This is a genomic window from Mesorhizobium sp. RCAM 06353 (assembly GCF_059683585.1).
Genome location: NZ_CM185031.1, coordinates 2,622,199 through 2,646,096, shown reverse-complemented (window position 1 = coordinate 2,646,096; position 23,898 = coordinate 2,622,199). Strand labels below are relative to the sequence as shown.

General features: G+C 64.0%; 17 protein-coding genes. 8 read left to right on the top strand and 9 right to left on the bottom strand.

The features are described from left to right. Positions 1-44 precede the first annotated feature (44 nt). From nirD to AC56QX_RS12490, 6 genes are all read left to right on the top strand, one after another. On the top strand, positions 45-374 hold the full coding sequence (nirD, locus tag AC56QX_RS12515) for a nitrite reductase small subunit NirD (protein WP_497116264.1): 330 nt from the start codon (positions 45-47) through the stop codon (positions 372-374). Positions 375-376: 2 nt separating this feature from the next. Beyond that, positions 377-3,229, top strand: a complete 2,853-nt coding sequence (locus tag AC56QX_RS12510; protein ID WP_497116262.1) for a nitrate reductase — start codon at positions 377-379, stop codon at positions 3,227-3,229. Between the two features lie 277 nt (positions 3,230-3,506). Then, positions 3,507-4,265, top strand: coding sequence for an SDR family NAD(P)-dependent oxidoreductase (locus tag AC56QX_RS12505; protein ID WP_497116260.1), 759 nt, complete (start codon positions 3,507-3,509; stop codon positions 4,263-4,265). Positions 4,266-4,546: 281 nt separating this feature from the next. Next, positions 4,547-5,941 (top strand): efflux RND transporter periplasmic adaptor subunit, encoded by a 1,395-nt coding sequence (locus AC56QX_RS12500; protein WP_497116258.1) that lies wholly within the window; start codon positions 4,547-4,549, stop codon positions 5,939-5,941. Beyond that, positions 5,938-9,072 carry an MdtB/MuxB family multidrug efflux RND transporter permease subunit gene (locus tag AC56QX_RS12495; protein ID WP_497116256.1) on the top strand — a complete coding sequence of 1,045 codons (3,135 nt, stop codon included), beginning with the start codon at positions 5,938-5,940 and terminating at the stop codon, positions 9,070-9,072. Before AC56QX_RS12500 ends, AC56QX_RS12495 begins: the two co-directional genes overlap by 4 nt. Next, positions 9,069-12,353, top strand: a complete 3,285-nt coding sequence (locus AC56QX_RS12490) for an efflux RND transporter permease subunit (protein ID WP_497116254.1) — start codon at positions 9,069-9,071, stop codon at positions 12,351-12,353. The genes AC56QX_RS12495 and AC56QX_RS12490 overlap by 4 nt, the downstream gene beginning before the upstream one ends. A gap of 18 nt (positions 12,354-12,371) precedes the next feature. On the opposite strand, the gene AC56QX_RS12485 is transcribed toward AC56QX_RS12490, so the two are convergent. Further along, entirely contained in the window at positions 12,372-12,935 is a 564-nt protein-coding gene (locus AC56QX_RS12485; protein WP_497116252.1) for a POTRA domain-containing protein, read from the bottom strand. A gap of 502 nt (positions 12,936-13,437) precedes the next feature. Between AC56QX_RS12485 and AC56QX_RS12480 the strand changes: the two genes are divergently transcribed. Both AC56QX_RS12480 and AC56QX_RS12475 read left to right on the top strand, forming a co-directional pair. Continuing rightward, positions 13,438-14,352: a hypothetical protein gene (locus AC56QX_RS12480; protein ID WP_497116250.1), complete on the top strand. Its 915-nt coding sequence runs from the start codon at positions 13,438-13,440 to the stop codon at positions 14,350-14,352. 229 nt (positions 14,353-14,581) lie between these two features. Then, positions 14,582-15,448: a hypothetical protein gene (locus AC56QX_RS12475; RefSeq protein ID WP_497116248.1), complete on the top strand. Its 867-nt coding sequence runs from the start codon at positions 14,582-14,584 to the stop codon at positions 15,446-15,448. Positions 15,449-15,688: 240 nt separating this feature from the next. Here AC56QX_RS12475 and amaB read toward each other — a convergent pair whose 3' ends face one another. The 8 genes from amaB to AC56QX_RS12435 all read right to left on the bottom strand — a co-directional run bounded on the left by amaB (position 15,689) and on the right by AC56QX_RS12435 (position 23,888). Further along, positions 15,689-17,203, bottom strand: a complete 1,515-nt coding sequence (gene amaB / locus AC56QX_RS12470; protein ID WP_497116246.1) for an L-piperidine-6-carboxylate dehydrogenase — start codon at positions 17,201-17,203, stop codon at positions 15,689-15,691. A 196-nt stretch (positions 17,204-17,399) separates the two neighbouring features. Then, complete coding sequence (locus AC56QX_RS12465; protein ID WP_497116244.1) at positions 17,400-18,674, bottom strand: RNA polymerase sigma factor; 1,275 nt, start codon at positions 18,672-18,674, stop codon at positions 17,400-17,402. After that, on the bottom strand, positions 18,671-19,045 hold the full coding sequence (locus AC56QX_RS12460; RefSeq protein WP_095199302.1) for a YciI family protein: 375 nt from the start codon (positions 19,043-19,045) through the stop codon (positions 18,671-18,673). Before AC56QX_RS12460 ends, AC56QX_RS12465 begins: the two co-directional genes overlap by 4 nt. Positions 19,046-19,143: 98 nt before the next feature. Next, positions 19,144-20,235 carry a DNA topoisomerase IB gene (locus AC56QX_RS12455; RefSeq protein ID WP_497116241.1) on the bottom strand — a complete coding sequence of 364 codons (1,092 nt, stop codon included), beginning with the start codon at positions 20,233-20,235 and terminating at the stop codon, positions 19,144-19,146. A 69-nt stretch (positions 20,236-20,304) separates the two neighbouring features. Continuing rightward, positions 20,305-21,048, bottom strand: coding sequence for a hypothetical protein (locus tag AC56QX_RS12450; RefSeq protein ID WP_497116239.1), 744 nt, complete (start codon positions 21,046-21,048; stop codon positions 20,305-20,307). Next, entirely contained in the window at positions 21,045-21,923 is an 879-nt protein-coding gene (locus AC56QX_RS12445) for a glycosyltransferase family 2 protein (RefSeq protein WP_497116237.1), read from the bottom strand. The genes AC56QX_RS12450 and AC56QX_RS12445 overlap by 4 nt, the downstream gene beginning before the upstream one ends. Then, positions 21,920-22,858: a glycosyltransferase family 2 protein gene (locus AC56QX_RS12440; protein ID WP_497116236.1), complete on the bottom strand. Its 939-nt coding sequence runs from the start codon at positions 22,856-22,858 to the stop codon at positions 21,920-21,922. Before AC56QX_RS12440 ends, AC56QX_RS12445 begins: the two co-directional genes overlap by 4 nt. A 145-nt stretch (positions 22,859-23,003) precedes the next feature. Beyond that, positions 23,004-23,888 carry a transglutaminase family protein gene (locus tag AC56QX_RS12435; protein WP_497116234.1) on the bottom strand — a complete coding sequence of 295 codons (885 nt, stop codon included), beginning with the start codon at positions 23,886-23,888 and terminating at the stop codon, positions 23,004-23,006. Between the last annotated feature and the right edge of the window lie 10 nt (positions 23,889-23,898).

Below are 23,898 nucleotides of genomic sequence, written 5' to 3'. Positions count from 1 at the left end.
AGCCGGTTTTCGGTCAAGAACACGCGCAAAGAAGGATGGAGCACATGAACTGGATCGCCATCGGCGCCCTCTCCGACATCCCCCGCCGTGGCGCGCGCTGCGTCGCCACGCCGGAAGGCAAGGTCGCGGTCTTCCGCACTCAGGACGATCAGGTCTATGCCATCGACGACCATTGCCCGCACAAGGGTGGACCACTCAGCCAGGGCATCGTCCATGGCACGGCGGTGACATGCCCTCTGCACAATTGGGTGATCTCGCTGGAGACAGGTAAGGCGCTCGGCGCCGATGAAGGCATGGTGCGCACCATCCCGGTCAAGATCGAGGGCGAGCGCCTGTTCCTGGCGCTGGAAGCGCTGGCCAGCCGCGCCGCCTGAACATGGAGATCGACGCAGCACGCGAGGTGAGGACCACCTGCCCCTACTGCGGGGTGGGCTGCGGCGTGCTGGCGAAGGTCGCTGCGGATGGACAAGTGTCCGTCCGCGGCGATCCCGATCATCCCGCGAATTTCGGCCGCCTCTGCTCCAAGGGCTCGGCGCTGGCCGAGACCATCGATCTCGACGGCCGACTGCTTTATCCGGAGATCCACGACCGCCGGACAGGCTGGAACGAGGCGCTCGACCTCGTCGCCTCGACGTTCTCGCAAACCATCGCCGAGCACGGCCCGGATGCGGTCGCTTTCTATGTCTCGGGCCAGCTGCTGACCGAGGATTATTACCTCGCAAACAAGCTGATGAAGGGTTTTATCGGCTCGGGCAACATCGACACCAATTCGCGGCTATGCATGGCCTCGTCCGTCGCCGGCCACCGCCGCGCCTTCGGCTCCGACACGGTGCCGGGAACCTACGAGGATCTGGAACTCGCCGATCTCATCGTGCTGGTCGGCTCCAACCTCGCCTGGTGCCACCCCGTGCTCTACCAGCGCATCGCCGCCGCCCGGGAAAAGCGGCCCGAGATGAAGATCGTGCTGATCGACCCGCGCCGCACCATGACCGCTGATATCGCCGACATGCATCTGGCGATCGCGCCGGATGGCGACGTCGCTCTGTTCACCGGCCTGCTCGCATGGCTCGGCCAGCACAATGCGCTCGACCGCGCCTATATCACGGCGCACACGACCGGCTTCGGCCAAGCGCTTTTCGCCGCCTCGGCGCTCGACCTTGCCGGTGTTGCCGCCGCCACGGGCCTGAGCGAGGATGAGCTCAGCCGCTTCTACAGCCTGTTCGCCGCGACGGCGAAGACGGTGACCGTCTACAGCCAGGGCGTCAACCAGTCGTCGTCCGGTACCGACAAGGTCAACGCCATCATCAACTGCCATCTCGCTACCGGCCGCATCGGCAAACCGGGAGCCGGCCCGTTCTCGGTGACCGGCCAACCCAACGCCATGGGCGGCCGCGAGGTGGGCGGCATGGCCAACATGCTCGCCGCCCATATGGAGATCGAAAACCCCGACCATCGCCACCGCGTGCAGCGCTTCTGGAACGCGCCTGACATCGCGCAAAAGCCTGGCCTGAAGGCGGTCGAGATGTTTCAGGCCGTGGCCGACGGGCGCATCAAGGCGCTGTGGATCATGGCCACCAACCCGGTCGATTCGATGCCGGATGCCGACGCCGTCGAGGCCGCGATCAAGGCTTGCCCGTTCGTCGTGGTTTCGGACGTTCTGGCCAGCACGGACACCGTGCGTCACGCCCATGTCCGGCTGCCCGCCGCCGCCTGGGGCGAGAAGGACGGCACCGTCACCAATTCCGAACGTCGCATCTCGCGCCAGCGCGCCTTCCTGCCCTCGCCTGGTCAAGCGCGGCCCGACTGGTGGATTGTCGCAGAGGTGGCGCAGCGGATGGGGTTTGGCGAGGCGTTTGCGCATGAGACGCCGGCGGAGGTTTTTGGCGAGCACGCTGCGCTGTCGGGATTTGAAAATGATGGTGCGAGGGATTTCGATATTGGTGCATATGCCGGTGTCGATGGAGAAGATTACAACGCGTTGGCGCCTTTCCAATGGCCAGCGCCGAGCCTAGCCACCCCCCTCTGGCCTGCCGGCCATCTCCCCCGCAAGGGGAGAGATCAGCAGTCGCGACGGCCTTCGCCAATCTCCAACGATGGAGGATGGGCGGCAAGGCCAAAACTGCCGATCTCCCCCCTTGCGGGGGAGATGTCCGGCAGGACAGAGGGGGGTGTTCAAGCTCGACATCAGCCACAGGGCGACGCTCCCCCCACCACCCGCTTCTTCGCCAACGGCAATTTCTACACTCCGGACCGCAAGGCCCGCTTCATCGCCATCCGTGCCACCACGGAAAACCGCACCACCTCCGACTTCCCGCTCATCCTCAACACCGGCCGCATCCGCGACCACTGGCACACCATGACGCGGACCGGCAGAAGCCCGCGTCTGTCCCAGCACATCGCCGAGCCCTTTGTCGAAATCCATCCGGCGGATGCACAGCAGCACGGCATCGGTGACGCCGACATCGTGCGCATCTCCAGCCCGCGCGGTGACGTGCTGGTCCGTGCCCTGATCACGCCCCGCCAGCGCCGGGGCAGCGTCTTCGCGCCGATGCATTGGACCGATCAGTTCGCCGCCAAGGGGCGACTCGACGCGCTCACCGCGCCGCTGACTGATCCTGTTTCCGGCCAACCGGCGCTAAAACATGTCGCGGCCCGCATCGAGAAATTTGCCGCCAAGGTCTTTGGTTTTGCCGTGACGCGGCAACGTCCGGAAGCGATCAACGCCGACTATTGGGCAGCAGCCCGCTGCAAGGGCGGCTGGCGGGTCGAGCTTGCCTTTGCCGACGACGCCGCCGACTGGACGGCCTTCGCCGGCTCGCTCTTCGGTGCCTCCTCGGCCGAAATGCTCGCCTATCACGACCGCGACGCCGGCCAGCATCGCGTTGCCGCCTTCGACGGCGAGCGCCTTCTCGGCGCCCTGTTCGTCGCGCCCGGTCCGGTGGCGGTCTCGCGTGGCTGGGCGGCGGAACAGCTTGTCGAGATCCACGCCGGCCAGCGCGAACGCTTCCGCATCGTCGCCGGTCGTGCGGGCGCCGAGCGGCCCGATGCCGGCGCGACCGTCTGCTCCTGTTTCAGCGTCGGGGCCAACCAGATCTCGGCGGCGGTAGCTGCGGGCTGCACCACCGTCGAAGCCATCGGCAGCGCGTTGAAAGCCGGCACCAATTGCGGCTCCTGCCGATCCGAAATCCGTGCCCTCATCCAGGCCAACCGCGTTCAAGCGGCCGAGTGAGCAACATCCCCCGTCAGCTCACGAAATAGCGCTGCCATTCGAAGTCGGTGATGTGCGAGGCCTGCCAGGCATCGAACGCCGCCTGTTCGGCCCGCCGGCTCTCGGCATAATTGTCGCGAAACGCCTCCCCGAACGCTTCGGCGCAGAAATCGGATGTCGCGAACGCTATAGGCTGACATGCTGATGCGCGCCGAAGGCGCCTTCCTTGCCGGGCGGCTGGAAGCGCGTCATGATTGTCCCGACATCGCGCATTGGCGGCAGCACATGAGGGGTTGAGATGATCGTTTATGATTTCACCGGCAGGCATGCGGTCGTCGCCGGCGCGGGCGGCGGCATGGGCGAGGCGATCGCACTCGCCCTGCTCGACGCCGGCGCCTCCGTCACCGCCATCGACGTCAAGGCCCGTCCGGCGTCGCTGGCCGCCTATGACGACAGGCTCACCTTCGCGCAGGGCGATCTGACCGACGCCGCCTTCGTCGAGCAGGTCGTCGGCACGGCGGGCCGCGAACGCGGTGGCATCGACTATCTCGCCAATGTCGCCGGCGTGCTCTGGTTCAGTCGCGACAAGTCGGCGCTCGAGATGGACCTCGACGTCTGGGACGAGGTCTTCAGGATCAACCTGAAATCCTTCGTGCACACCGCACGCTCGGTCGTTCCGCATATGCGCGCCGGCGGGCGTGGCGGCGCCATGGTGCATTTCTCCACCATTCAGTGGTATCGCGGCGATCCGAAACCGCAAGATGCCTACCAGGCTTCGAAGGCAGGCGTCTGCGCGCTCTCCAAATCGCTGGCCATGCAGCTTGCCGGCGAGCGCATCCGCTCCAACGCCATCTGCCCCGGCATGGCGTTGACCCCGCTGCAAGCGCGCTGGGACACCGAGGAGAAGCGCTCGGCCGTGGCCGAGTACACACCGCTCGGCCGCATCGGCACGCCACAGGACATGGCCAATGCCGCCCTCTTCCTGCTCTCCGATGCCGCGAGCTACATCACCGGCATCGAGCTTGCCGTCGACGGTGGCCTGTTGATGCGCATGTAGCCAGAGCAATTCCAGGAAAAGTGTGAGACGGTTTTCCCGGGAAAAGCGCATAGCGCTTTCCCTTGGGAATTGCGTCAAAACAAGGATATAGAGCGGCTCGGCGTTTCTGTGAAACGATGAGCCGCTCCAGCTCGCGGCTGGCCAGCAAAGCAGCAATCCAGAGCGATTGAGCGGACGGCAGGGCCGCGCCAAACCTGTCCAACTGTTAATTCGACTTGGGGTCGTTTCGGTCATATTGGTCGATGGGGGTGAGAGATGCCGCCATGGATCAGCAATTGCAAATGCCCCTGCAGACGACTGTCGCGCCACGCCGTTCGCGTGGCTGGATTCCGTGGCTGATCTTCATTGCCATTATCGCCGCCACCGGCGCCTATCTCTATCAGCGTCCGCATGTCGAGGTGAGACAGCCCGGCGGCCGGCGCGGCGCACAGCCGACGACGATCGGCGCCGCCGTCATCGAGAAGGGCACCATAGATGTCACCCTCAATGCGCTCGGCACGGTGACCTCGCTCTCCACCGTCACCGTCAAGTCGCAGGTCACCGGCTCACTCATCCAGGTGAATTTCAAAGAGGGCCAGGACGTCAAGAAGGGCGACTTGCTGGCTGAGATCGACCCCCGCCCCTTCCAGGCGGCACTCGCCCAGGCGCAAGGCCAGCTGGTGCGCGATCAGGCCATGCTGAAGGATGCCGGGCTCGACCTCGTCCGCGACCAGAAGCTGGTGGCCCAGGGGACGGCGACGCCGCAGACCCTCGACGCGCAGGTCGCCCTTGTCGCGCAGGACCAGGGCTCCGTCCAGGTCGACCAGGCAATGATACAGACCGCGACCCTCAATCTCGACTATTGCCGCATCCTCTCTCCAGTCGACGGACGCGCCGGCCTGCGCCAGGTCGATCAGGGCAACCACGTGACCCCTGGCGATGCCAACGGCATCGTCATCATCACTCAAGTCCAGCCGATCAGTGTGCTGTTCACCGTGCCCGAGGATGAACTGCCGGCGATCGCGCAGCGCATGCAGCAGGGCGCCGCGCTGCCCGCATCAGCCTTCGATCGCGCCGGAGCCAAGAAGCTCGCCGACGGCCAGCTCGAGACCTTCGACAGCCAGATCGACCCGAGCACCGGCACCATCAAATTGAGGGCGGGCTTCGCCAATGAGGCACGCGTCCTCTATCCGAACCAGTTCGTCAACGTCACGCTTCTCGTCGACGAGCACAAGGACGTGGCGATCGCCCCGATCGCGGCGATCCAGCGCGGCCTGCCCGGCACCTTCGTCTATCTGGTCAATCCCGACAGCACCGTCGCTGTGCGCAAGGTCACGCTTGGCGTCACCAATGGCGAACGCGTCGAAATTCTCGCCGGCCTGAACCCCGGCGACCGCGTCGTCGTCGACGGCGCCGACAAGCTCCGCGACGGCGCCCATATCAACCTTCAGCAGGATGGCCAGGCCCCGGCCGCAGTTCCGGCACAAGCACCCTCGCCGGCATCAACACCCGCGCCGGCAGGAAGAGCGCCGCCAACTCAAGCCCAACCTGATGCTCAATCCCCACCCGACCAGCCGGTGGCGGGTGCGCCGAACCCGGACAACTCAGGCAAGCGCAAGGGCAAGGGCCACAGGCATCGACATTCGGACTCGGGGCAGGCGGACTCGGGGCAGTCGGAGTCCGGGCAGCAGCAATGAGCCCGTCGCGAGCCTTCATCCTGCGGCCGGTGGCGACATCGCTGTTCATGGTCGCCATCATGCTGTCCGGCCCGCTGGCCTATCGCTATTTGCCCGTCTCGGCCCTGCCCGAGGTCGACTATCCCACCATCCAGGTGCAGACCTTCTATCCCGGCGCCAGCCCCGACGTCATGACGTCCTCGGTCACGGCGCCGCTGGAAGTCCAGCTCGGCCAGATCGCCAACCTCAACCAGATGAACTCGGTGAGTTCGGCCGGTTCCTCCGTCATCACCCTGCAGTTCAGTCTGGCGATCTCGCTCGATGTCGCCGAGCAGGAGGTGCAGGCCGCCATCAACGCCGCCGGCAACCTGCTGCCGGCCGACCTGCCGGCGCCGCCGATCTATGCCAAGGTCAACCCGGCCGACGCGCCGGTGCTGACGCTTGGCCTGACCTCGGCGACGATGCCACTGCGCGACGTCCAGCAGCTTGCCGACACCCGACTGGCGCAGAAGATATCGCAGTTGCCGGGCGTCGGCCTGGTCAGCCTCAGCGGCGGCCAGCGCCCCGCCGTGCGCGTCCAGGCCGATCCCCGCAAGCTCGCCGCCTACGGCCTCAATCTCGACGATCTGCGCACCACTTTGGGCAGCGCCAACGTTAACACGCCGAAAGGCAATTTCGACGGACCGTCGCGCGCCTACACCATCAACGCCAACGACCAGCTGAAGAGCGCCGACGAATACCGTTCGCTGATCGTCGCCTACAAGGACGGCGCCCCGGTGCGCTTGAGCGATGTGGCTGATGTGGTCGACGCCACCGAGAACAACAGGCTGGCGGCCTGGATGAACAGCACACCGGCGATCATCCTCAACATCCAGCGCCAGCCCGGCGCCAACGTCATCGACGTGGTCGATCGCATCAAGGCGCTGCTGCCGCAGCTGCAGGCCTCGCTGCCGAATGCCGTCGACGTGAAAGTGCTGACCGACCGCACAACGACCATCCGCGCCTCGGTGCGCGACGTCGAATACGAGCTGACGCTGTCGATCATCCTGGTCGTGCTGGTCATTTTCGTCTTCCTGCGCAGCGCGCGCGCCACGCTGATCCCAAGCCTGTCGGTTCCCCTGTCGCTGGTCGGCACGCTGGGCGTCATGTATCTGTTCGGCTTCAGCCTCGACAATCTGTCGCTGATGGCGCTGACCATCGCCACCGGCTTCGTCGTCGATGATGCCATCGTCGTCATCGAGAATGTCGCCCGCTATGTCGAGGAGGGCGCGACACCGCTTGAAGCAGCGCTGAAGGGCTCGCAGCAGATCGGCTTCACCATCATCTCGCTGACCGTCTCGCTGATCGCGGTGCTGATCCCACTTCTGTTCATGGGCGATGTCGTCGGCCGACTGTTCCGCGAATTCTCCATCACGCTGGCCACAACCATCCTGATCTCAGCCTTGGTGTCACTGACCTTGGTGCCGATGGCCTGCGCCAAGCTGCTCAAGCCGGTGGCGGCGGTGCGGGAAAATGCCCTGCAGCGCGCCAGCCGTGACTTCTTCGACTGGGTGATCCGTGGCTATGGCCGGGCGCTGACCTGGGTGCTCGACCGCCAGACGCTGATGCTGGTGGTGGCAGCGGCGACCCTGGTGCTGACGGCAGCGCTCTACGTGGTCATCCCGAAGGGGTTTTTCCCCGTCCAGGACACCGGCGTCATCCAGGCCATCACCGAAGCGCCGCAGTCGATCTCCTATGCCGCCATGGCTGAGCGCCAGCAGCAGCTGGCCGCCATCATTCTCAAGGACCCCGATGTCGACAGCCTGTCGTCCTTCATCGGCGTCGACGGCACCAACACCACGATGAATGTCGGCCGCATCCTGATCAACCTCAAGCCGCATGAACAGCGCAGCGCCGACATCGCCGCGGTCATCGCCCGCCTGAAACAGGAAGCCGCTCCGATGGCGGGTGTGACGCTGTACATGCAGCCGGTTCAGGACCTGACCATAGACGGCCAGGTCAGCCGCACCCAGTATCAATTCGTGCTCCAGGACGCCAATGCCGACGAACTGGGAGAATGGACGCCAAAGCTGCTCACAAAACTGAACACGCTGCCGCAGCTCGCCGATCTCGCCAGCGACATGTCGAACAGCGGTCTTGCCGTCTTCGTCGACATCGACCGCGACCAGGCCGCGCGTTTCGGCATCACGCCGGCGACCGTCGACAACGCGCTCTACGACGCTTTCGGCCAGCGCATGGTCTCGACCATCTACACCACATCAAGCCAGTCCCGCGTCATTCTCGAGGCAGCCCCGTCCGAACAGGATTCGCTCAAGGCCCTCTCTTCCGTCTACCTGCCCTCGTCGACAGGCGGCGCGCCGGTGCCGCTGTCGGTGGTGGCAACCACCCATATCGCCACCACGCCGCTGCAGATCACCCATATGGGCCAATTCCCCGCCACCACCGTCTCGTTCAACCTGGCGCCCGGCGCGTCGCTCGGCGAGGCGGTCACCGCGATCCAGCAGGCCCAAACCGACATCGGCATACCGCTCAGCATCATCACCAGTTTCCAGGGCGCGGCGCGTGCCTTCCAGGCTTCGCTCGACAACACGCTGTTCCTGATCCTGGCTGCGGTGGTGACGGTCTACATCGTGCTGGGCGTGCTCTACGAAAGCTTCATCCACCCGATCACCATTTTGTCGACGCTGCCTTCGGCCGGCATCGGCGCGCTGCTGGCGCTGATGATCGCCGGCCAGGACCTGACCATCATTTCGATCATCGGCATCATCCTGTTGATCGGCGTGGTCAAGAAAAACGCCATCATGATGATCGACTTCGCGCTCGACGCGCAGCGCAATGAAGGCAAAGCGCCGCGCGAGGCGATCTACCAGGCCTGCCTGCTGCGCTTCCGCCCGATCCTGATGACGACGCTGGCGGCGATGCTCGGCGCCTTGCCGCTGATGCTCGGCACCGGCGTCGGCTCGGAACTGCGCCATCCCTTGGGCGTCTCCATCGTCGGCGGCTTGCTGCTCAGCCAGTTGCTGACTCTATTCACCACGCCGGTGATCTATCTCTGGTTCGATCGCCTCGCCGCCCGCTTCCGAGGCATCGAACCCAATCTGCCCCGTGCTCCCAATCTTCCCCGCGGACATGGTGCGGACGCCAGGTCATGAACCTGTCGGTTCCCTTCATCCGGCGGCCGGTGGCGACGACGCTGCTGACCTTCGGCCTGCTGGCGGCCGGGCTGGTGGCGTTTCCGCAATTGCCGGTGGCGCCGCTGCCGGCGGTCGACTACCCCGTCATCTCGGTGTCGGCCTCGCTACCGGGCGCCAGCCCGCAGGTGGTGGCAAACACCGTCGCCAGCCCGCTCGAGCGGCATCTCGGCGAAATCGCCGACGTCAACGAAATGACCTCGTCGAGCAGCGTCGGCAGCGCCCGCATCACCTTGCAATTTGGCCTGGACCGCGACATTGACGGCGCTGCGCGTGACGTCCAGGCGGCGATCAATGCCGCCCGCGCCGACCTGCCGTCCAGCCTGCGCTCCAACCCCACCTATCGCAAGGTCAATCCCGCCGACGCCCCGATCCTCATCCTGTCGATGACATCGGACACTCTGTCCAAGGGTCAGCTCTTCGATGAAGCCAGCACCGTGCTGGCGCAGAAACTCTCGCAGGTCGACGGCATCGGCGAGGTGTCGGTCGGCGGCAGCTCGCTGCCGGCGGTGCGCGTCGAGCTCAACCCGCAGGTGCTCTATGATTACGGCATCGGGCTGGAGGATGTGCGCGCCGCACTCGCCTCGGCCAATGCCCACAGCCCCAAGGGCGCCATCGACGTCGGCGACCAGCGCTACCAGATCTACGCCAACGACCAGGCCAACCAGGCCGACGCCTATCGTTCGCTGATCGTCGCCTACCGCAACGGCGCGCCGGTCAGGCTTTCCGATGTCGGCCAGGTCAATGATTCCGTCGAGAACATCCGCAATGCCGGTCTCGCTAATGGCAAGCCGGGCGTGCTGATCATCCTCAACCGCTCGCCCAACGCCAACATCATCGCGACGGTGGACCGGGTGAAGGCGCTGCTGCCGACGCTGCGCACCTCGATCTCGCCGGCCATCGACCTGTCGCTGGCGGTCGACCGCTCGACCACCATCCGCGCTTCGCTGAGCGAGGTCGCGCAGACGCTGATGATCGCTATCGGCCTGGTGATCCTCGTCGTCTTCGCCTTCCTGCGCGACGTGCGCTCGGCGCTGGTGCCGATCGTGGCCGTGCCGGTGTCGCTGGTCGGCACGCTTGGCGTCATGTACCTGCTCGGCTTCAGCATCGACAATCTGTCGCTGATGGCGATGACGGTGGCCACCGGTTTCGTCGTCGACGACGCCATCGTCGTGCTCGAAAACATCGCCCGCCACACCGCTTCCGGCATGGGCCGCATGGAGGCGGCCATCAAGGGCTCCCAGGAGGTCGGCTTCACCGTGCTGTCGATGAGCCTGTCGCTGATCGCCGTCTTCATCCCGATCCTGCTGATGGGCGGCATCGTCGGACGGCTGTTCCGCGAATTCGCCATCACGCTGTCGGCGGCGATCCTGGTCTCGCTCGTCATCTCGCTGACCACCACGCCGATGATGTGTTCGATCCTGCTGCGCCCCGAGGGACAGCGTGAACATGGCCGGCTCTACCGCTTCAGCGAACGTGTCTTCGAGGCTATGCTGGGCTTCTACCGCCGGTCGCTATCCTGGGCACTCGACAATCCGCTGCTGATCATGGCGGTGCTGGCGGCAACGCTCTGCCTCAATGGCTACCTCTATGTCACCATCCCCAAGGGCTTCTTCCCGCAGCAGGACACGGGACGGCTGACGGGCTCGATCCAGGCCGACCAGGCAACCTCGTTCCAGTCGATGTCGCAGAAGCTCACCCAGTTCGCCGGCATCGTCAGCAAGGATCCGGCCGTCGATGCCGCTGTCGCCTTTACCGGCGGCGGCCAGACCAATTCCGGTTCCATGTTCGTGTCGCTGAAACCGCTGGCCGAGCGCAAGATCTCCGTCGATAAGGTCATCGCCAGGCTGCGGCCCAAACTGGCTGTGGTGCCGGGCGCCACGCTCTTCCTGCAGGCGGTGCAGGATATCCGCGTCGGCGGGCGGCAGTCGAACGCGCAGTACCAGTACACCTTGCAAGGCGACAGTTTCGACGAACTGGCGGAGTGGGCGCCGAAACTGGCCGCAGCGCTGCAAACCGAACCCAGGCTCACCGACGTCAACTCTGACCAGCAGAACAAGGGCCTGGAAGCCGACGTCACCATCGATCGCGACACCGCAACGCGCCTCGGCATATCAGCCAGCGAGATCGACAACACGCTTTACGACGCCTTCGGCCAACGCCAGGTGTCCACCATCTATGTCCAGCGCAACCAGTACCACGTGATCATGGAGGTGGCGCCGCAATACTGGCAGAACCCCGATGCGCTGAAAAAAGTCTATGTCAGCACATCGGGCGGATCGGTTGGTGGATCGCAGTCGAGCAATGCGGTGGCCGGCACATTCGCTGTATCAGGCAAGTCCACCAGCGCCCAATCGGTCGCCGCCGACGCCGCGCGCAACCAGGCCAACAATTCCATCACCAGCACCGGCAAGACGGCGGCCTCGACCGGTTCGGCGGTCAGCACCGGAGCCGAGACCATGGTGCCGCTGTCGGCCGTTGCGCATTACGGTCCCGGCAGCACGCCGCTGTCGGTCAACCACCAGGGTCTGTTCGTCGCCACCACCCTGTCGTTCAACCTGGCGCCGGGCGTCGCGCTCAGCGACGGCGTCGCGGCCATCAACGCGGCCGCCGACCGCATCGGCATGCCGGCCACCATCCATGGCAGTTTCCAGGGTACGGCGCGCGTCTTCCAGGACTCGCTCTCCGACCAGCCACTGCTGATCCTTGCCGCGCTGATCGCCGTCTATGTCGTGCTCGGCATTCTCTACGAAAGCTACGCGCACCCGCTGACCATTCTGTCGACCTTGCCGTCGGCCGGCGTCGGCGCCTTGCTGGCGCTGACCCTGTTCAACATCGAGTTCTCGATCATGGCGCTGATCGGCATCATCCTGCTGATCGGCATCGTCAAGAAGAACGCCATCATGATGATCGACTTCGCGCTGGCCGCCGAGCGCAACGAGAACAAGCCGGCGCATGAGGCCATCTACCAGGCATGCCTGCTGCGCTTCCGCCCGATCATGATGACGACCATGGCGGCATTGTTCGGCGCCGTGCCGCTGGCGATCGGCCTTGGCGAAGGCGCCGAACTGCGCCAGCCGCTCGGCATCGCCATCGTCGGTGGCCTGATCCTGAGCCAGGTCCTGACCCTCTACACGACGCCGGTTATCTACATCTATGTCGACCGTTTCGGTCGCTGGTGCCGGCAGTGGCGCTTGGCGATGCCACGCCTGCGGACGCTACGCCCACAACCGGGTGAATGAACGCCGCCGAGCAGCGTCCTATTGCACCGATCCAGCGCTGCAGACAGCCGCGATCTCGCCGATATTCTGGCAGAAGGCAGGGCTGTCGAGACGCGGGTCCTCGACCAGCGCTTGGGTTTCGCCGGCGGCTGGCTGTCCTGGCGCCCGGCGTGTCGCCGGCCAGAAGCAGCTTGCGCTCGATCGCCGACAGCTTGATGCTTTTTTGCCCGACCAGCGGCGCCAGCGTTGCCTCGACCGTCCGCGTATGCGCTCGGGCAGGTTGCGGGTGTCGATCCGCTCGAGATAGCCGTCGATGACGACGAGCCCGAGCCTTGCGCCGTCGTTGAGCTTCTGCGCCGGCAGCACGACCCGAACCAGAGCGTAGCCGGCCCGGCCATATTCGGTCTCCAGCGCGCGCGCCGCGGCAAAGACTTCCGCCGCCGTCACCGTGCGATGGGCGATACCCGCAACGATCTTGCGCGTTGCCTCGGCCATGTCGGGCAGGCCGCCCTCGACACTGACATCCCTGAGCTTGACCTTCAGCTTCTCGGCGCCCGCCGGCGCCTCGAGACCCGATCCTTCCGGGATCGTAACGCCCGCCATGTTGGTCTGCGGCGGCGGCCGGAAACTTGGCGGCGTGATCTGGCTGGCGGTCTCAGCGAACGCACCGGCGGGGAGCCCTAGACATATCGAAGCGGCGAGCATGGCGGACCACCCACCACGCACCCCGGGCCTGCAGGAAACGGGCAGGCCTTTGGCATGTTTGCCAAACGCGATCTTGCTTCTATACTTCACCCAGCCACTCGTAATTCGAGGTACATGCGGGCAAGGCTTCGCCGCCGGGCGATCTCTGATCGCTCGTCTTTGCCGCCGTTTCTCGAATTCATGTCCGAAAGGCATGCCCCCGCCCCTCGGATGACGCGGAAACTATGCCTGGCCCTGCTGAAGGTCAATTCGACCTGCGGCTGTTCGGCTGACTATCATTGGGAGGGGTTTTCGAAGCTATAGCAATTGGTTAGCAAGTTGCGCCGCCAACCTGTCGCACTTTGACCGGTCCAGTTCTGGGCATTTGGTACCTCTGGACACAAGTGTTGAAGGCTGGAAAATGAGCAACGAAACTACGCTGCTGGAGTTGACTCGAAAGAGCAGGAGGATGGCGCTGAATTTGGAAGATATTGCCGGCCATCCGGCGTTGCATCGCTTCGTTCAGGAGCAATCGCTGGCGTTGATCCAGATCTATGAAGAAAGCCCCAGGCTGGCTGCCATTTTTGCCACGCAGCAGCGCTGGCTGATGGCCCATGTCGGCCTTGCCATGCACTTCAGGCGCGACCCGAACGACCGCCGCAAGGAGCTGACGGTATCGCGTTTCATCGAGGTCGTGCACAAGAACGCCGTGGCCAGCCGCAACACGGCGGACGCTTTCATCAAGGAGATGCTGCATTACAACATCGCCGAGTATGTAGCGGGCGGCGACGGCCGCACGCATCCCCTGCAACCGACAGCGGCCACCATTGAGAGATTCACCGGCTGGGTGATCGCCCATCTGCGCACGCTTGACCATATCGATGGCGGCGAGCGGCTGGCCAGATACCTGGACCGGCCCGACATGCTTGCGACGCTGCAGCCGCTGGTGGCTGACGGCCTGCTTGCGTCAAAGCCGGTGCGCGAACCCAACCAGACCTTTTCCCTGTTCATCTGGCTCAACAATGGCGGCATCGTCATGGACTGGCTGATGTCCGGCATCGATCCCGACCACGCCGGCCTGGAGCGGATTCCGACCAGCGTGGTGTCGATCGGCGACTTCGCCAAATGGCTCAAGCTGTCGCGGACCCATCTCGGCCGCAAACTGCGCACCGCCGAGGAACTCGGCAGCATCGGCTGGCTTGGCCAGCGTGGCCATTCGGTGATGTGGGTGTCGCACGGCTTCTACGAGGAATACATGACCGTCCAGGCCGCCAAGCTGGCCGTCGTCGACAGCGCCTTCGAAGCCTGTTTTCCGCCGTTGCAAGGCGGTGGCTGAGCAGTGCCGCGCGAGGGCAAACCGTGAAGCGCGTCTTCCGTCTGAAATTGCGTCAGAACAAGTAGATAAGTTGGTTCTGCATCCCCCGAGGCAATGAATCGCCCCCACGATTTTTGCCCATTGTACACATTCACCCACTATTGACCGCCGATATCTGGACATGGGCGCCGAAGGCTGAAAATGTGTCCTTGCGTCTTCGCGGCAAGGGGGCTTATCGCAGCGGGGGAGAATGGCGCTCACATTGGAAGAAATTGCCGCTCATCCGGGATTGCATCGCTATGTTCGCGTCCAGGCGCAGGCGATGAACCAGACCTACGAGACGAACCCGCGGCTTTCCTCGGTGTTCGCCACGCAGCAACGCTGGCTGATGGCCCATATCGGCCTTGCCCTGTTTTTCAGGCGCGAGCCTGACGACTATCGCAAGGAACTGACAGCGGCGCGTTTCATCGACGTGATCCGGCACCATGCCGTGGCCAGCCGCAACACCGCCGACGCCTTCATCAAGGAAATGCTGCACTACGGTTTCATCGAGTATGCGCCAGCGACACAGGACGGCCGCATCCGCCCCCTACAGCCGTCGGCGGCCTCGCTGGAGCCGGTGACCCTCTGGCTGATGGCGCATCTGCACACGCTGGACAGTCTCGACGGAGCGAACCGCCTGGCCCCGTTCCTGGCCCGGCCGGACGCACTCGCCATGGTGCAGCCACGGATTGCCGATGGCTTGCTCTCGTCCAATCCGGTGCGTGAACCCAGGCAGACCTTTTCCCTGTTCACCTGGCTCAACAATGGTGGCGTCGTCATGGACTGGCTGATAGCGGGCGTCGATCCTGATCATGCCGGCCTCGATCGAATCCCGACGGGTATCGTGTCGATCGGTGATTTCGCCAGATGGCTGAAACTGTCTCGAACCCATCTGGCGCGCAAGCTGCGCGATGCCGAAGACCTCGGCAGCATCGGTTGGCTCGGCCAACGCGGCAATTCGGTGATGTGGATGTCGCCCGATTTCTACCAGGAATACATGACCGCCCAGGCGGTGAAGCTCGCCATCATGGATGCCGCCTTCACCGAAGCCTTTGGTTCGACGACAGGCGGCTGACCGGTCCGGCATCCCCCATGCGGGGGATGCAGGAATCCGCGATGGCCGCTAGCACTCAAGTTGCCGCCATGCGCGGCGTTATGATTGGAGAGGGACCTGCCATGAAAAAGCGTTACGAAAAACCGACGCTGGACAAGCGTCAGAGGCTGTCCAGCGTCACTGCGGCATGTACGCCCTCAACTTGTGTCAATTGATGCTCGCGGGCTTCACCGACACTGACCTTGAGCAGACTCGGCGTTCTCAATCGATGTCGAACGAGACGCCCTGGGCAAGCGGCAGCGCCTTGGAATAATTCACCGTGTTGGTGGCGCGCCGCATATAGGCCTTCCACGCATCGGAGCCGCTTTCGCGGCCGCCGCCGGTTTCTTTTTCGCCGCCGAAAGCACCGCCGATCTCGGCTCCCGACGTGCCGATATTGACGTTGGCGATGCCGCAGTCCGAACCGTCGACGCCGAGGAAGCGCTCGGATTCCTGCAAATCGCGCGTGAAGATCGACGACGACAGGCCCGCACCCACCGCATTGTGTTCGTCGAGCACCGCGTCGAAATCGGAATATTTCATCACATAGAGGATCGGCGCGAAGGTCTCTTCGGTCACCGGCGAGACTTGGCTTTGCATTTCGACCAGCGCCGGATGCACATAATAGGCATCCGGGTGGCCGTTCTCGACCCGCGTACCGCCGGTCACCTTGCCGCCATGGGCGGCCGCTTCCTTCAACGCCTTCTGCATGGCATCGAACGCCGCCTTGTCGATCAGCGGTCCGACCAGCGAGGACGTCTCCAGCGGATTGCCGACCGAAACGCTCTCATACGCCTTCTTCAGGCGCGGAACCAGCGCGTCATAGACGCTCTCATGCACGAACAGGCGGCGCAACGTCGTGCAGCGCTGGCCGGCCGTGCCCATGGCGCCAAAGGCAATGGCGCGCAGCGCCATGTCGAGGTCGGCGGTCGGGCAGACGATGCCGGCATTGTTGCCACCCAATTCCAGCACGGCGCGGGCAAAGCGCTTGGCCGGGCGTGGGCCGACATCCCGGCCCATGCGCGTCGAGCCGGTGGCCGAAACCAGCGGCACCTTGGGATGGTCGACCAGGATTTCGCCGACGGCGCGGTCGCCGATCAGCACCGGCGCCAGGCCCTGCGGCGCATCAGTGCCGAAACGCTTCACCGCGCGCTTGAAGATCGCCTCGCAGGCAAGTGCGGTCAGCGGCGTCTTCTCCGACGGCTTCCACACCACCGCATCACCGCAGACCAGCGCCAGTGCCGCATTCCACGACCACACTGCGACCGGGAAATTGAAGGCCGAAATGACGCCGACGACGCCCAGCGGATGCCAGGTTTCCATCATGCGATGGCCCGGACGCTCGGTGGCGATGGTCAGGCCATACAATTGCCGGGACAGACCGACGGCGAAATCGCAAATGTCGATCATCTCCTGCACTTCGCCGAGGCCCTCGGACGGGATCTTGCCGACCTCGATCGACACCAGCCGGCCAAGCTCGGTCTTGTGCGCACGCAGTTCCTCACCAAGCAGCCGCACCAGTTCGCCGCGCCGGGGACCCGGCACCATCCGCCAGGACTGGAACGCCTTGTGCGCGGCATCGATGGTCTTGGCCGCATCGGCGGGCGAAATCGTCTTCAGCGCGGCAATCTCTTCGCCCGTCACCGGGCTGCGCACGATGAGGTCGCCGCCGACAAGTGCATCCTTGGCCACACCCAGTTTCGCCAGAAGCTCAGCCGTTTCCTTCGCTATGGTCATTTTTGTCCCTTTCAGATCCCATCATATGGCGTCGGGTCAAAGCCTCGCGCCATGTCGCCCGTTTGCCGGAAGGCACTCCAGGCGCAGTCATGGCGTGGCCTTACTCGTTTCAGGGGAAATTCGCCACCCCGGCATGGTCCAAGCCCAAATTACACGATTGAGCCAGAGCCGATTGAGCCAGACGGGCGGAGGCGGCTCAGTTGGCCTTTTTCGCCGGCGTGCGCACGGCACCGTCTTTCATCAAGCGGTCGATATGCATGCGGATATGGGCCGCTTCCGCCGCCGTGTTGGCAAGCGCGATGGCGCGATCGAAGGCGACCCGCGCTTCCTCACCCCTGTCAAGCTGCATCAGCAGCCCGCCCTTGAGGCCGAAGAAGTGGAAATAGCCGGTAAGCCTCGGCTCCAGCGGCTCGATCATGGCAAGCGCCGCCTCTGGGCCGCGTACCTTCGAAACCGCCACCGCGCGGTTGAGCGTGATGACCGGTGACGGCTGCATCTGTTCGAGCAAACCGTAGAGCAGGTCGATCTCCACCCAGTCGGTGTCCTCGGCCTTCTCGGCCCGGGCATGCAGGGCGGCGATCGCCGCCTGCACCTGGTAGGGACCGGGTTTGCGATGGCGCAATGCCTTGTCGACAAGGGCCAGCCCCTCGTCGATCATCTTGCGGCTCCACAGGCCGCGATCCTGGTCCTCGAGCAGAACGATCTCGCCATCTTCGCCGAAGCGGGCCGGCGCGCGCGCATGCTGTAGCAAAAGCAGCGCCGTCAGCCCCATGATTTCGGGCTCGGTCTGGAACAGCCGAAGCAGCAGCCGGGCGAGCCGGATCGCCTCTTCGCACAGCGGCGCACGGGCCGGCGCCTCGCCGCTGTTGGTCGAATAGCCCTCGTTGAAGATCAAGTAGACCATCGCCGCTACCGCCGCGAGCCGTTCAGAGCGTTCGACCGCACCCGGCGTCTCGAACGGCACGCCGGCATCGGCAATGCGCGCCTTGGCGCGGGTGATGCGCTGCTCCATGGCGCTCTCGCCGACCAGAAACGCGCGCGCGATCTGCTTGACGGTGAGACCGGAGACGATGCGCAGCGCGACCGCAATCTGCTGCGTTGCCGGCAGATCGGGATGGCAGCAGATGAACAAGAGCCGCAATATGTCGTCGCGGTAATGCGCGCCGTCCAGCCGCTCGGCAATATCGCTCTCGGCATCTTCCAGATCGGAGATCTGGTCCTCTTCCGGCATCGGCGCCTGCTTGGCGCGCTTGCGCACCGCATCGATGCCGCTGTTGCGACCGACAAAGATCAGCCAGGCCGCCGGATCACGCGGCGGCCCGTTCTGCGGCCAGTTCTTCAGTGCCCTGAGGCACGCATCCTGGAAAGCCTCCTCCGCCGTATCGAGATCGCGGAAATAGCGCAGCAGCGCGCCCATCGCCTGCGGGCGGGCAGAGCTGATCGCGGAGCTGATCCAGGCCAGTTCGGTCATACGGCCACCTTGGTGGGATTGAACACCGACACTGGCCGGATCTCATAGGACCCACCGCTCGGGTTGACCTCGGAGAGCTCACGCGCGAATTCGACGGCCTCGTCGAGATCGGCGCATTCGAGCGTGTAGAAACCGAGGAACTGCTCCTTGGTCTCGGCGAACGGCCCATCGATGACTACCGACTCGCCCTTGACCTTCCGCAGCGTCGTCGCCGCCGTCGTCGGCAAAAGCCGCGCTACCGGGCCGAGCCGGCCGGCCTTGGCGTACTTGTCCTGAACATTGAGGAGATTGGCCATGACTTCATCGTCCTGCGCCTTGCTCCAGGAGCTGACGACGTCTTCGGAGGCATAGCAGAGGATGGCGTAGAGCATGGTTGGTCCTTTTCTGTATCAAAGGACGAAACAGTAGGACCGATCCCGACACGGCGTCGATAAAAAAATCGGACATGACGACCGCCAATTGTTGCGTGTCACCCTTCGTGCGTTCTCAACCATCTCAACACGAGCGCTTCCTCGTCATCGAGACCTTCTATGGACCGCTTGCGCTTGTTGGCCTCCGCCATTTCGGCCAGCAACCGTCCCTGCGACCAGGCCTCGAAAACCTGCGGATGGATATAGCATTTGCGGCAGACGGCGCGCGTGTTGCCCAGCCGCTCGGCCACTCTATCGATGACGCTGTTCATCACCCGCTTTTGCTGGGCTTGGACTTCGGGCAACTCCGTCTGCGCAAACAGCGACGCGGCATGGATGGTGCCGCCCCAGGTGCGGAAATGCTTGGAGCTGAACGCATCGCCGGCAGCGCCCCGGATGTAGCGATTGACGTCGTCGGAACGGACCGGGCGCCTGTTGCCGTCCTCGTCGAGATACTGGAACAGCTTCTGGCCCGGCAGATCCTGCGCGCCCCGCACGATCCCGGCGATGCGGCGGTCGACCAGCTTCAGTCTCCATTCCTTGCCGGACTTGCCCTTGAAGGCAAAACGCAGGCTCGATCCCTTGATGTCGACATGGCGGTCGCGCAATGTCGTCAGGCCGAAGCTCTTGTTGTCGCGCGCATAGGCGGCATTGCCGACGCGGATCATCGTGTTGTCGAGCAGCCAGACGACCGCGGCGACGACGCGCTCGAACGGCAGGCCATGACGGCGCAAATCGCTGTCTATCGTGCGCCGCAGCTTGGCCAGGTTTTCGGCGAAAGCGACGAGGCTTGAATATTTGGCGCCATCGCGTTCTTCGGCCCATTGCGGATGATAGCGGTACTGTTTACGCCCCCGCTGATCCCTTCCGGTCGCCTGGATATGTCCGTTGGCATCAGCCGAGATCCAGACATCCGTCCAGGCCGGCGGAATGACGATCGCCTCGATACGCGCGCTGGCGGCATCCGAGACTGGCTTCCCGTTCGGTCCCTTGTAGGAAAATCCCGTGCCTGTCCTCAGCCGCCGGATGCCGGGCTCGGCATCGCTGACATAGGTCAGTGCGGCGTCCCTGGCCGAGATCTGCGCCATTCGCCGTGGATGGTCTTCCCCTACAATCGGCCGACCAAAATGCGCCTCTGATTTGTCCAGCATGTCCACTCCACCGGATTATCCGAAGATAAGCAACGGATCGTCCGCCGGTTCCGAACAGCCTATGAAATGCTATCTTTTGCCCTCGGCGGCGAGATCGGCCATCCACATCTGGCCATCATCGACATGCGGCGGATGGTATTCATGACCCGGTGCGATTCTCTCGAAGCGAGCATCCGTCTCGTCGGTAAGATAATCGTAGCCGATGTCCTGCATCTCATGTTTGGGGTCGAGATGCTTGTAGAGAGCTTGTCGGCCGTACCGGCGCCTGGGCTCTATCATCTTCAGATGGTATAGGTTGAGACCGGTGTCTTTCTCTCTGAAGCCAACGTCAGCAGGGTACCAAGGTCCATGCAGATCGCTGGACCGATAGTCCAAGGGATCGTAGGCTCGAAAAAGCCGATGCTGTACTTTCCCACCCCACCGGCCGTCGATCCTGTAATCCGTTGGCGAATACATTTCGCGGAGTCTGAACCCCCAAGCAATTCGCCCGCGGCGGCTTGTTAGCTGCCCAATGCGATCGGCGGCCGCCCGTTCCAGCCGTTCATCGGGATCCATGGCCAGAATCCAGTCGGCCCCCGCGTCGCGAGCCGATTCGAGCAACAGTCGCCGCCGCTGCGTCTCGCTGCTGAAAATTCCCTGCCCCTTGCGGTCGTCGAAGGCGATCCAGCCATCAACGATTGGGTCCAGATTGGCGAGGAGGTCAGGCACCAGATGCGCATCATAACGATAGCTGAAAACCGCGATCGTTCTCTGACGCGTCCAGAACAATCTGCCGCGCCGCCAGCGCCTTTGCTTCATATGGCTAGAGATCATCCCGGTGTTTTCCGTTCACTTTTCAAGCGATCGCGAGCGCCGAAATAGATGCCGAGAGATTTTGCAAACAAGGCCAGCGTCAAGATCGGCATTGAATGCATGGCGAAGGTCAACTCTGGTCCGGAAAGCCCGATCCTTGCCAGTTTTCGAATCTGCCTCCGGTCTCTGAAATTATTGCGGGCAAGTCGAAAGGGCTTGGCCCTCGTCGTCCCGACGTAATAGGCGCCACTGCGATGACCGCGGCTATACTGGTCGCGGAGCAAACCACGCAATCGCGTGTCGTTCCGATGGATAGTTCTGACATCTGGTTCCCAGACCGGCTCAAGCTCCGATGGCAGCCGTGCGAGAAATTCGGTGTCCTCGGCAACCCGCATCGATTCGTCGAAGAGGCCGTATTCCTCGAAGAGCCGGCGGTGGAAGGAAACGCCGTAGCGCAGCGCCAATTCTGCGGGCAGGCCGGGAAGACGGCGGGCGAACAGAGCGAGATATGCGGCACAGGCAACCGGACTGCGGGGATGGCTGTTCGATATCGCGCTCGAAACCGTGGCAGCTCCTGCGGAGTGATGACGTATTCGTGCTTCGGCCCAACCCGGGCAAGCAAGGCAATCGTCCGCAAGGAATGCGACAAAGGGCGCGGTGGTGGCGGCGATCCCGACATTGCGCGCAGCCCCAACGAATACCCGATAGGCGATTTCAATCACCGGCACATCGATACCGGCATCATCCAGAAGTGACTTCGCATCCCCTCCGCCAGAGTTGACCACCAAGATCTCGAGGGGAATGCCCTGGTCGAGAAGAGATTTGACTGAACCGACTATACTGGCCGGGGCTCGGCATCCAATTACGACAACCGCCAGGTCCGGCTTGGCTGTCATAGAGCGTCTTGCAGGCAGACTCCCGACCCGGAAAACCTGCGCCGGGACCATATCTTCACCTTGTAGCGGACACACCGCCAAGCGTCCGACTTTCGCTTCGGCGCGGCCGCAGCCACCGCCAGGAAGCGTGCCGCCATCCCAAGGTTGCCTCGCGCATAGTGAACACGGGCAATCTTCAGGGCGACAAGCCCCTCCCTGGTCTTGAGGGCCGACATCGGGATTCCGCAATCGGTGAGCGTGCGCAATTGGCGGCGCCACTCCAGGAAGCGCCGCACCGGGTTGATCGCAAAGCGGTCGTCGGAACGGGACGGCGAAACCTCATAGACCATGACCGGTTGCGGAATCATGCCCAGCGATGCCTTGCACATCAGCCGCGCCCAGAACAGCGTGTCCTCGTCATAGGCAAGGCCCACGGGAAACCGCGTCTCGCCGATCAGTTGCCGGGATGCCAGAACGCTGCCCACGGCGACGGAGCGTATATCGCCTTTCACATAGGCCGAAGCATTTGCCAGGCATGCGGCCTGATAGCCGTTCGGCACCTTGATCTGCCGATCCTCGCCGTTTACCCGTCGCCGGTAGGCGCCCACGATCATGTCGACATGCGGCTGGGCGTCCGCCTGACGGAGCAGCGCGCGCAATCCGCCCTGGAGATGCAAATCGTCTGCGTCGATCAGATACACCCACGGCTGGAGCGCCTGCGCCAACGCTACGTTGCGAGCGCCACCGGCGTCGCGGCAGCCGGCCGGCAGCACACGCAGCGGCAAGGTGAGTTGCGCCGCAGCCTGCCGTGCCACGTCAGCCGTGTTATCGGTCGATGCATCATCGACCAGCAGGACCTCGCCAATGACCTCGGCCTCACCGGCGAGCGACGCCAGCGTGGTGGCGATGGTTTTCGCCGCATTATGGGCAGGAATGACGACGCTGACCGCTTTCAATTACAAGACCCCGCGCCCACGCGCTTTAGCAAAACAATCCCCTCGAAACGAATAGAGATTAGCGGCGCCTTCGATGTTTGAGAAGTCGCTTAAGTCCACGCAGAAATTGCAGCGGCGGAACGCTTGGCGCGTGCTTAGCCCGTTTTCACGCCTTTTCGAGCGCGACCGGAATGACGTCGACAGCCTGCTCGCCGACCTGTCCGCCGGTGGTTTTCAGCACGCCGACGATCGGCGCCACGTCGGAATAATCACGGCCGTAGCCGACTGTGATGTGGTCGTTGCTGGCCCGCATGCCATTGGTCGGATCGAACTCCTGCCAGCCGGCGTCGCGTCCGCACCAGACCTTGACCCAGGCATGCATGGCATCGGCGCCTTCCAGCCGGGGCTTGCCCTTGGGCGGGATGGTGCGCAGAAAGCCGCTGACATAGCCGGCCGGAATGCCGAGCCCGCGCAACCCGGCGATCATGATGTGCGAAAAGTCCTGGCAGACACCGCGCTTCAGCTTGAAGGCATCGCTGGCCCGGGTCCGCACCGTGGTTGCGTCACCGTCATAGGTGAAATCGCGGTGAATAAGGTTGCACAGGTTCATTGCCGTACCGGCGGCCGAGCCGGCGATGCTCTCTCGTGCGTAGGCGGTGATCGCCGCATCGATGCCGGAGTGAGCGCTTCCCGCCAGAAAGTGGTGTGGTGACGCTGACGCCAACGACCGCACCGCGGCCAGCTCCTGCCTGAGCCGCCCTATATCGGGCGACACGTCGAGCCCGGGCTCGGGCCGCGACACCGAAACGCGTGCGCTCATCCTTATGTCGAGTGCGTCATGCGCATCGCGAAAGGCGATCGAGGTGACGTTGTTGCCGAAGAAGTCCGAAAAATCCGACCGTTCATTGGGTGCCGGGGTGAAAGACAGGGATGCCGCGATGACGCGCTGCACGCCTGATATCGTCGATGGCAGCACGCGAATCTGATGGCGGCCGCCACCAGCCGCCGCTGCATAATCGTAATGGAGATGAAGCCTGATGTCGTAGAGCATGCTTACTTTT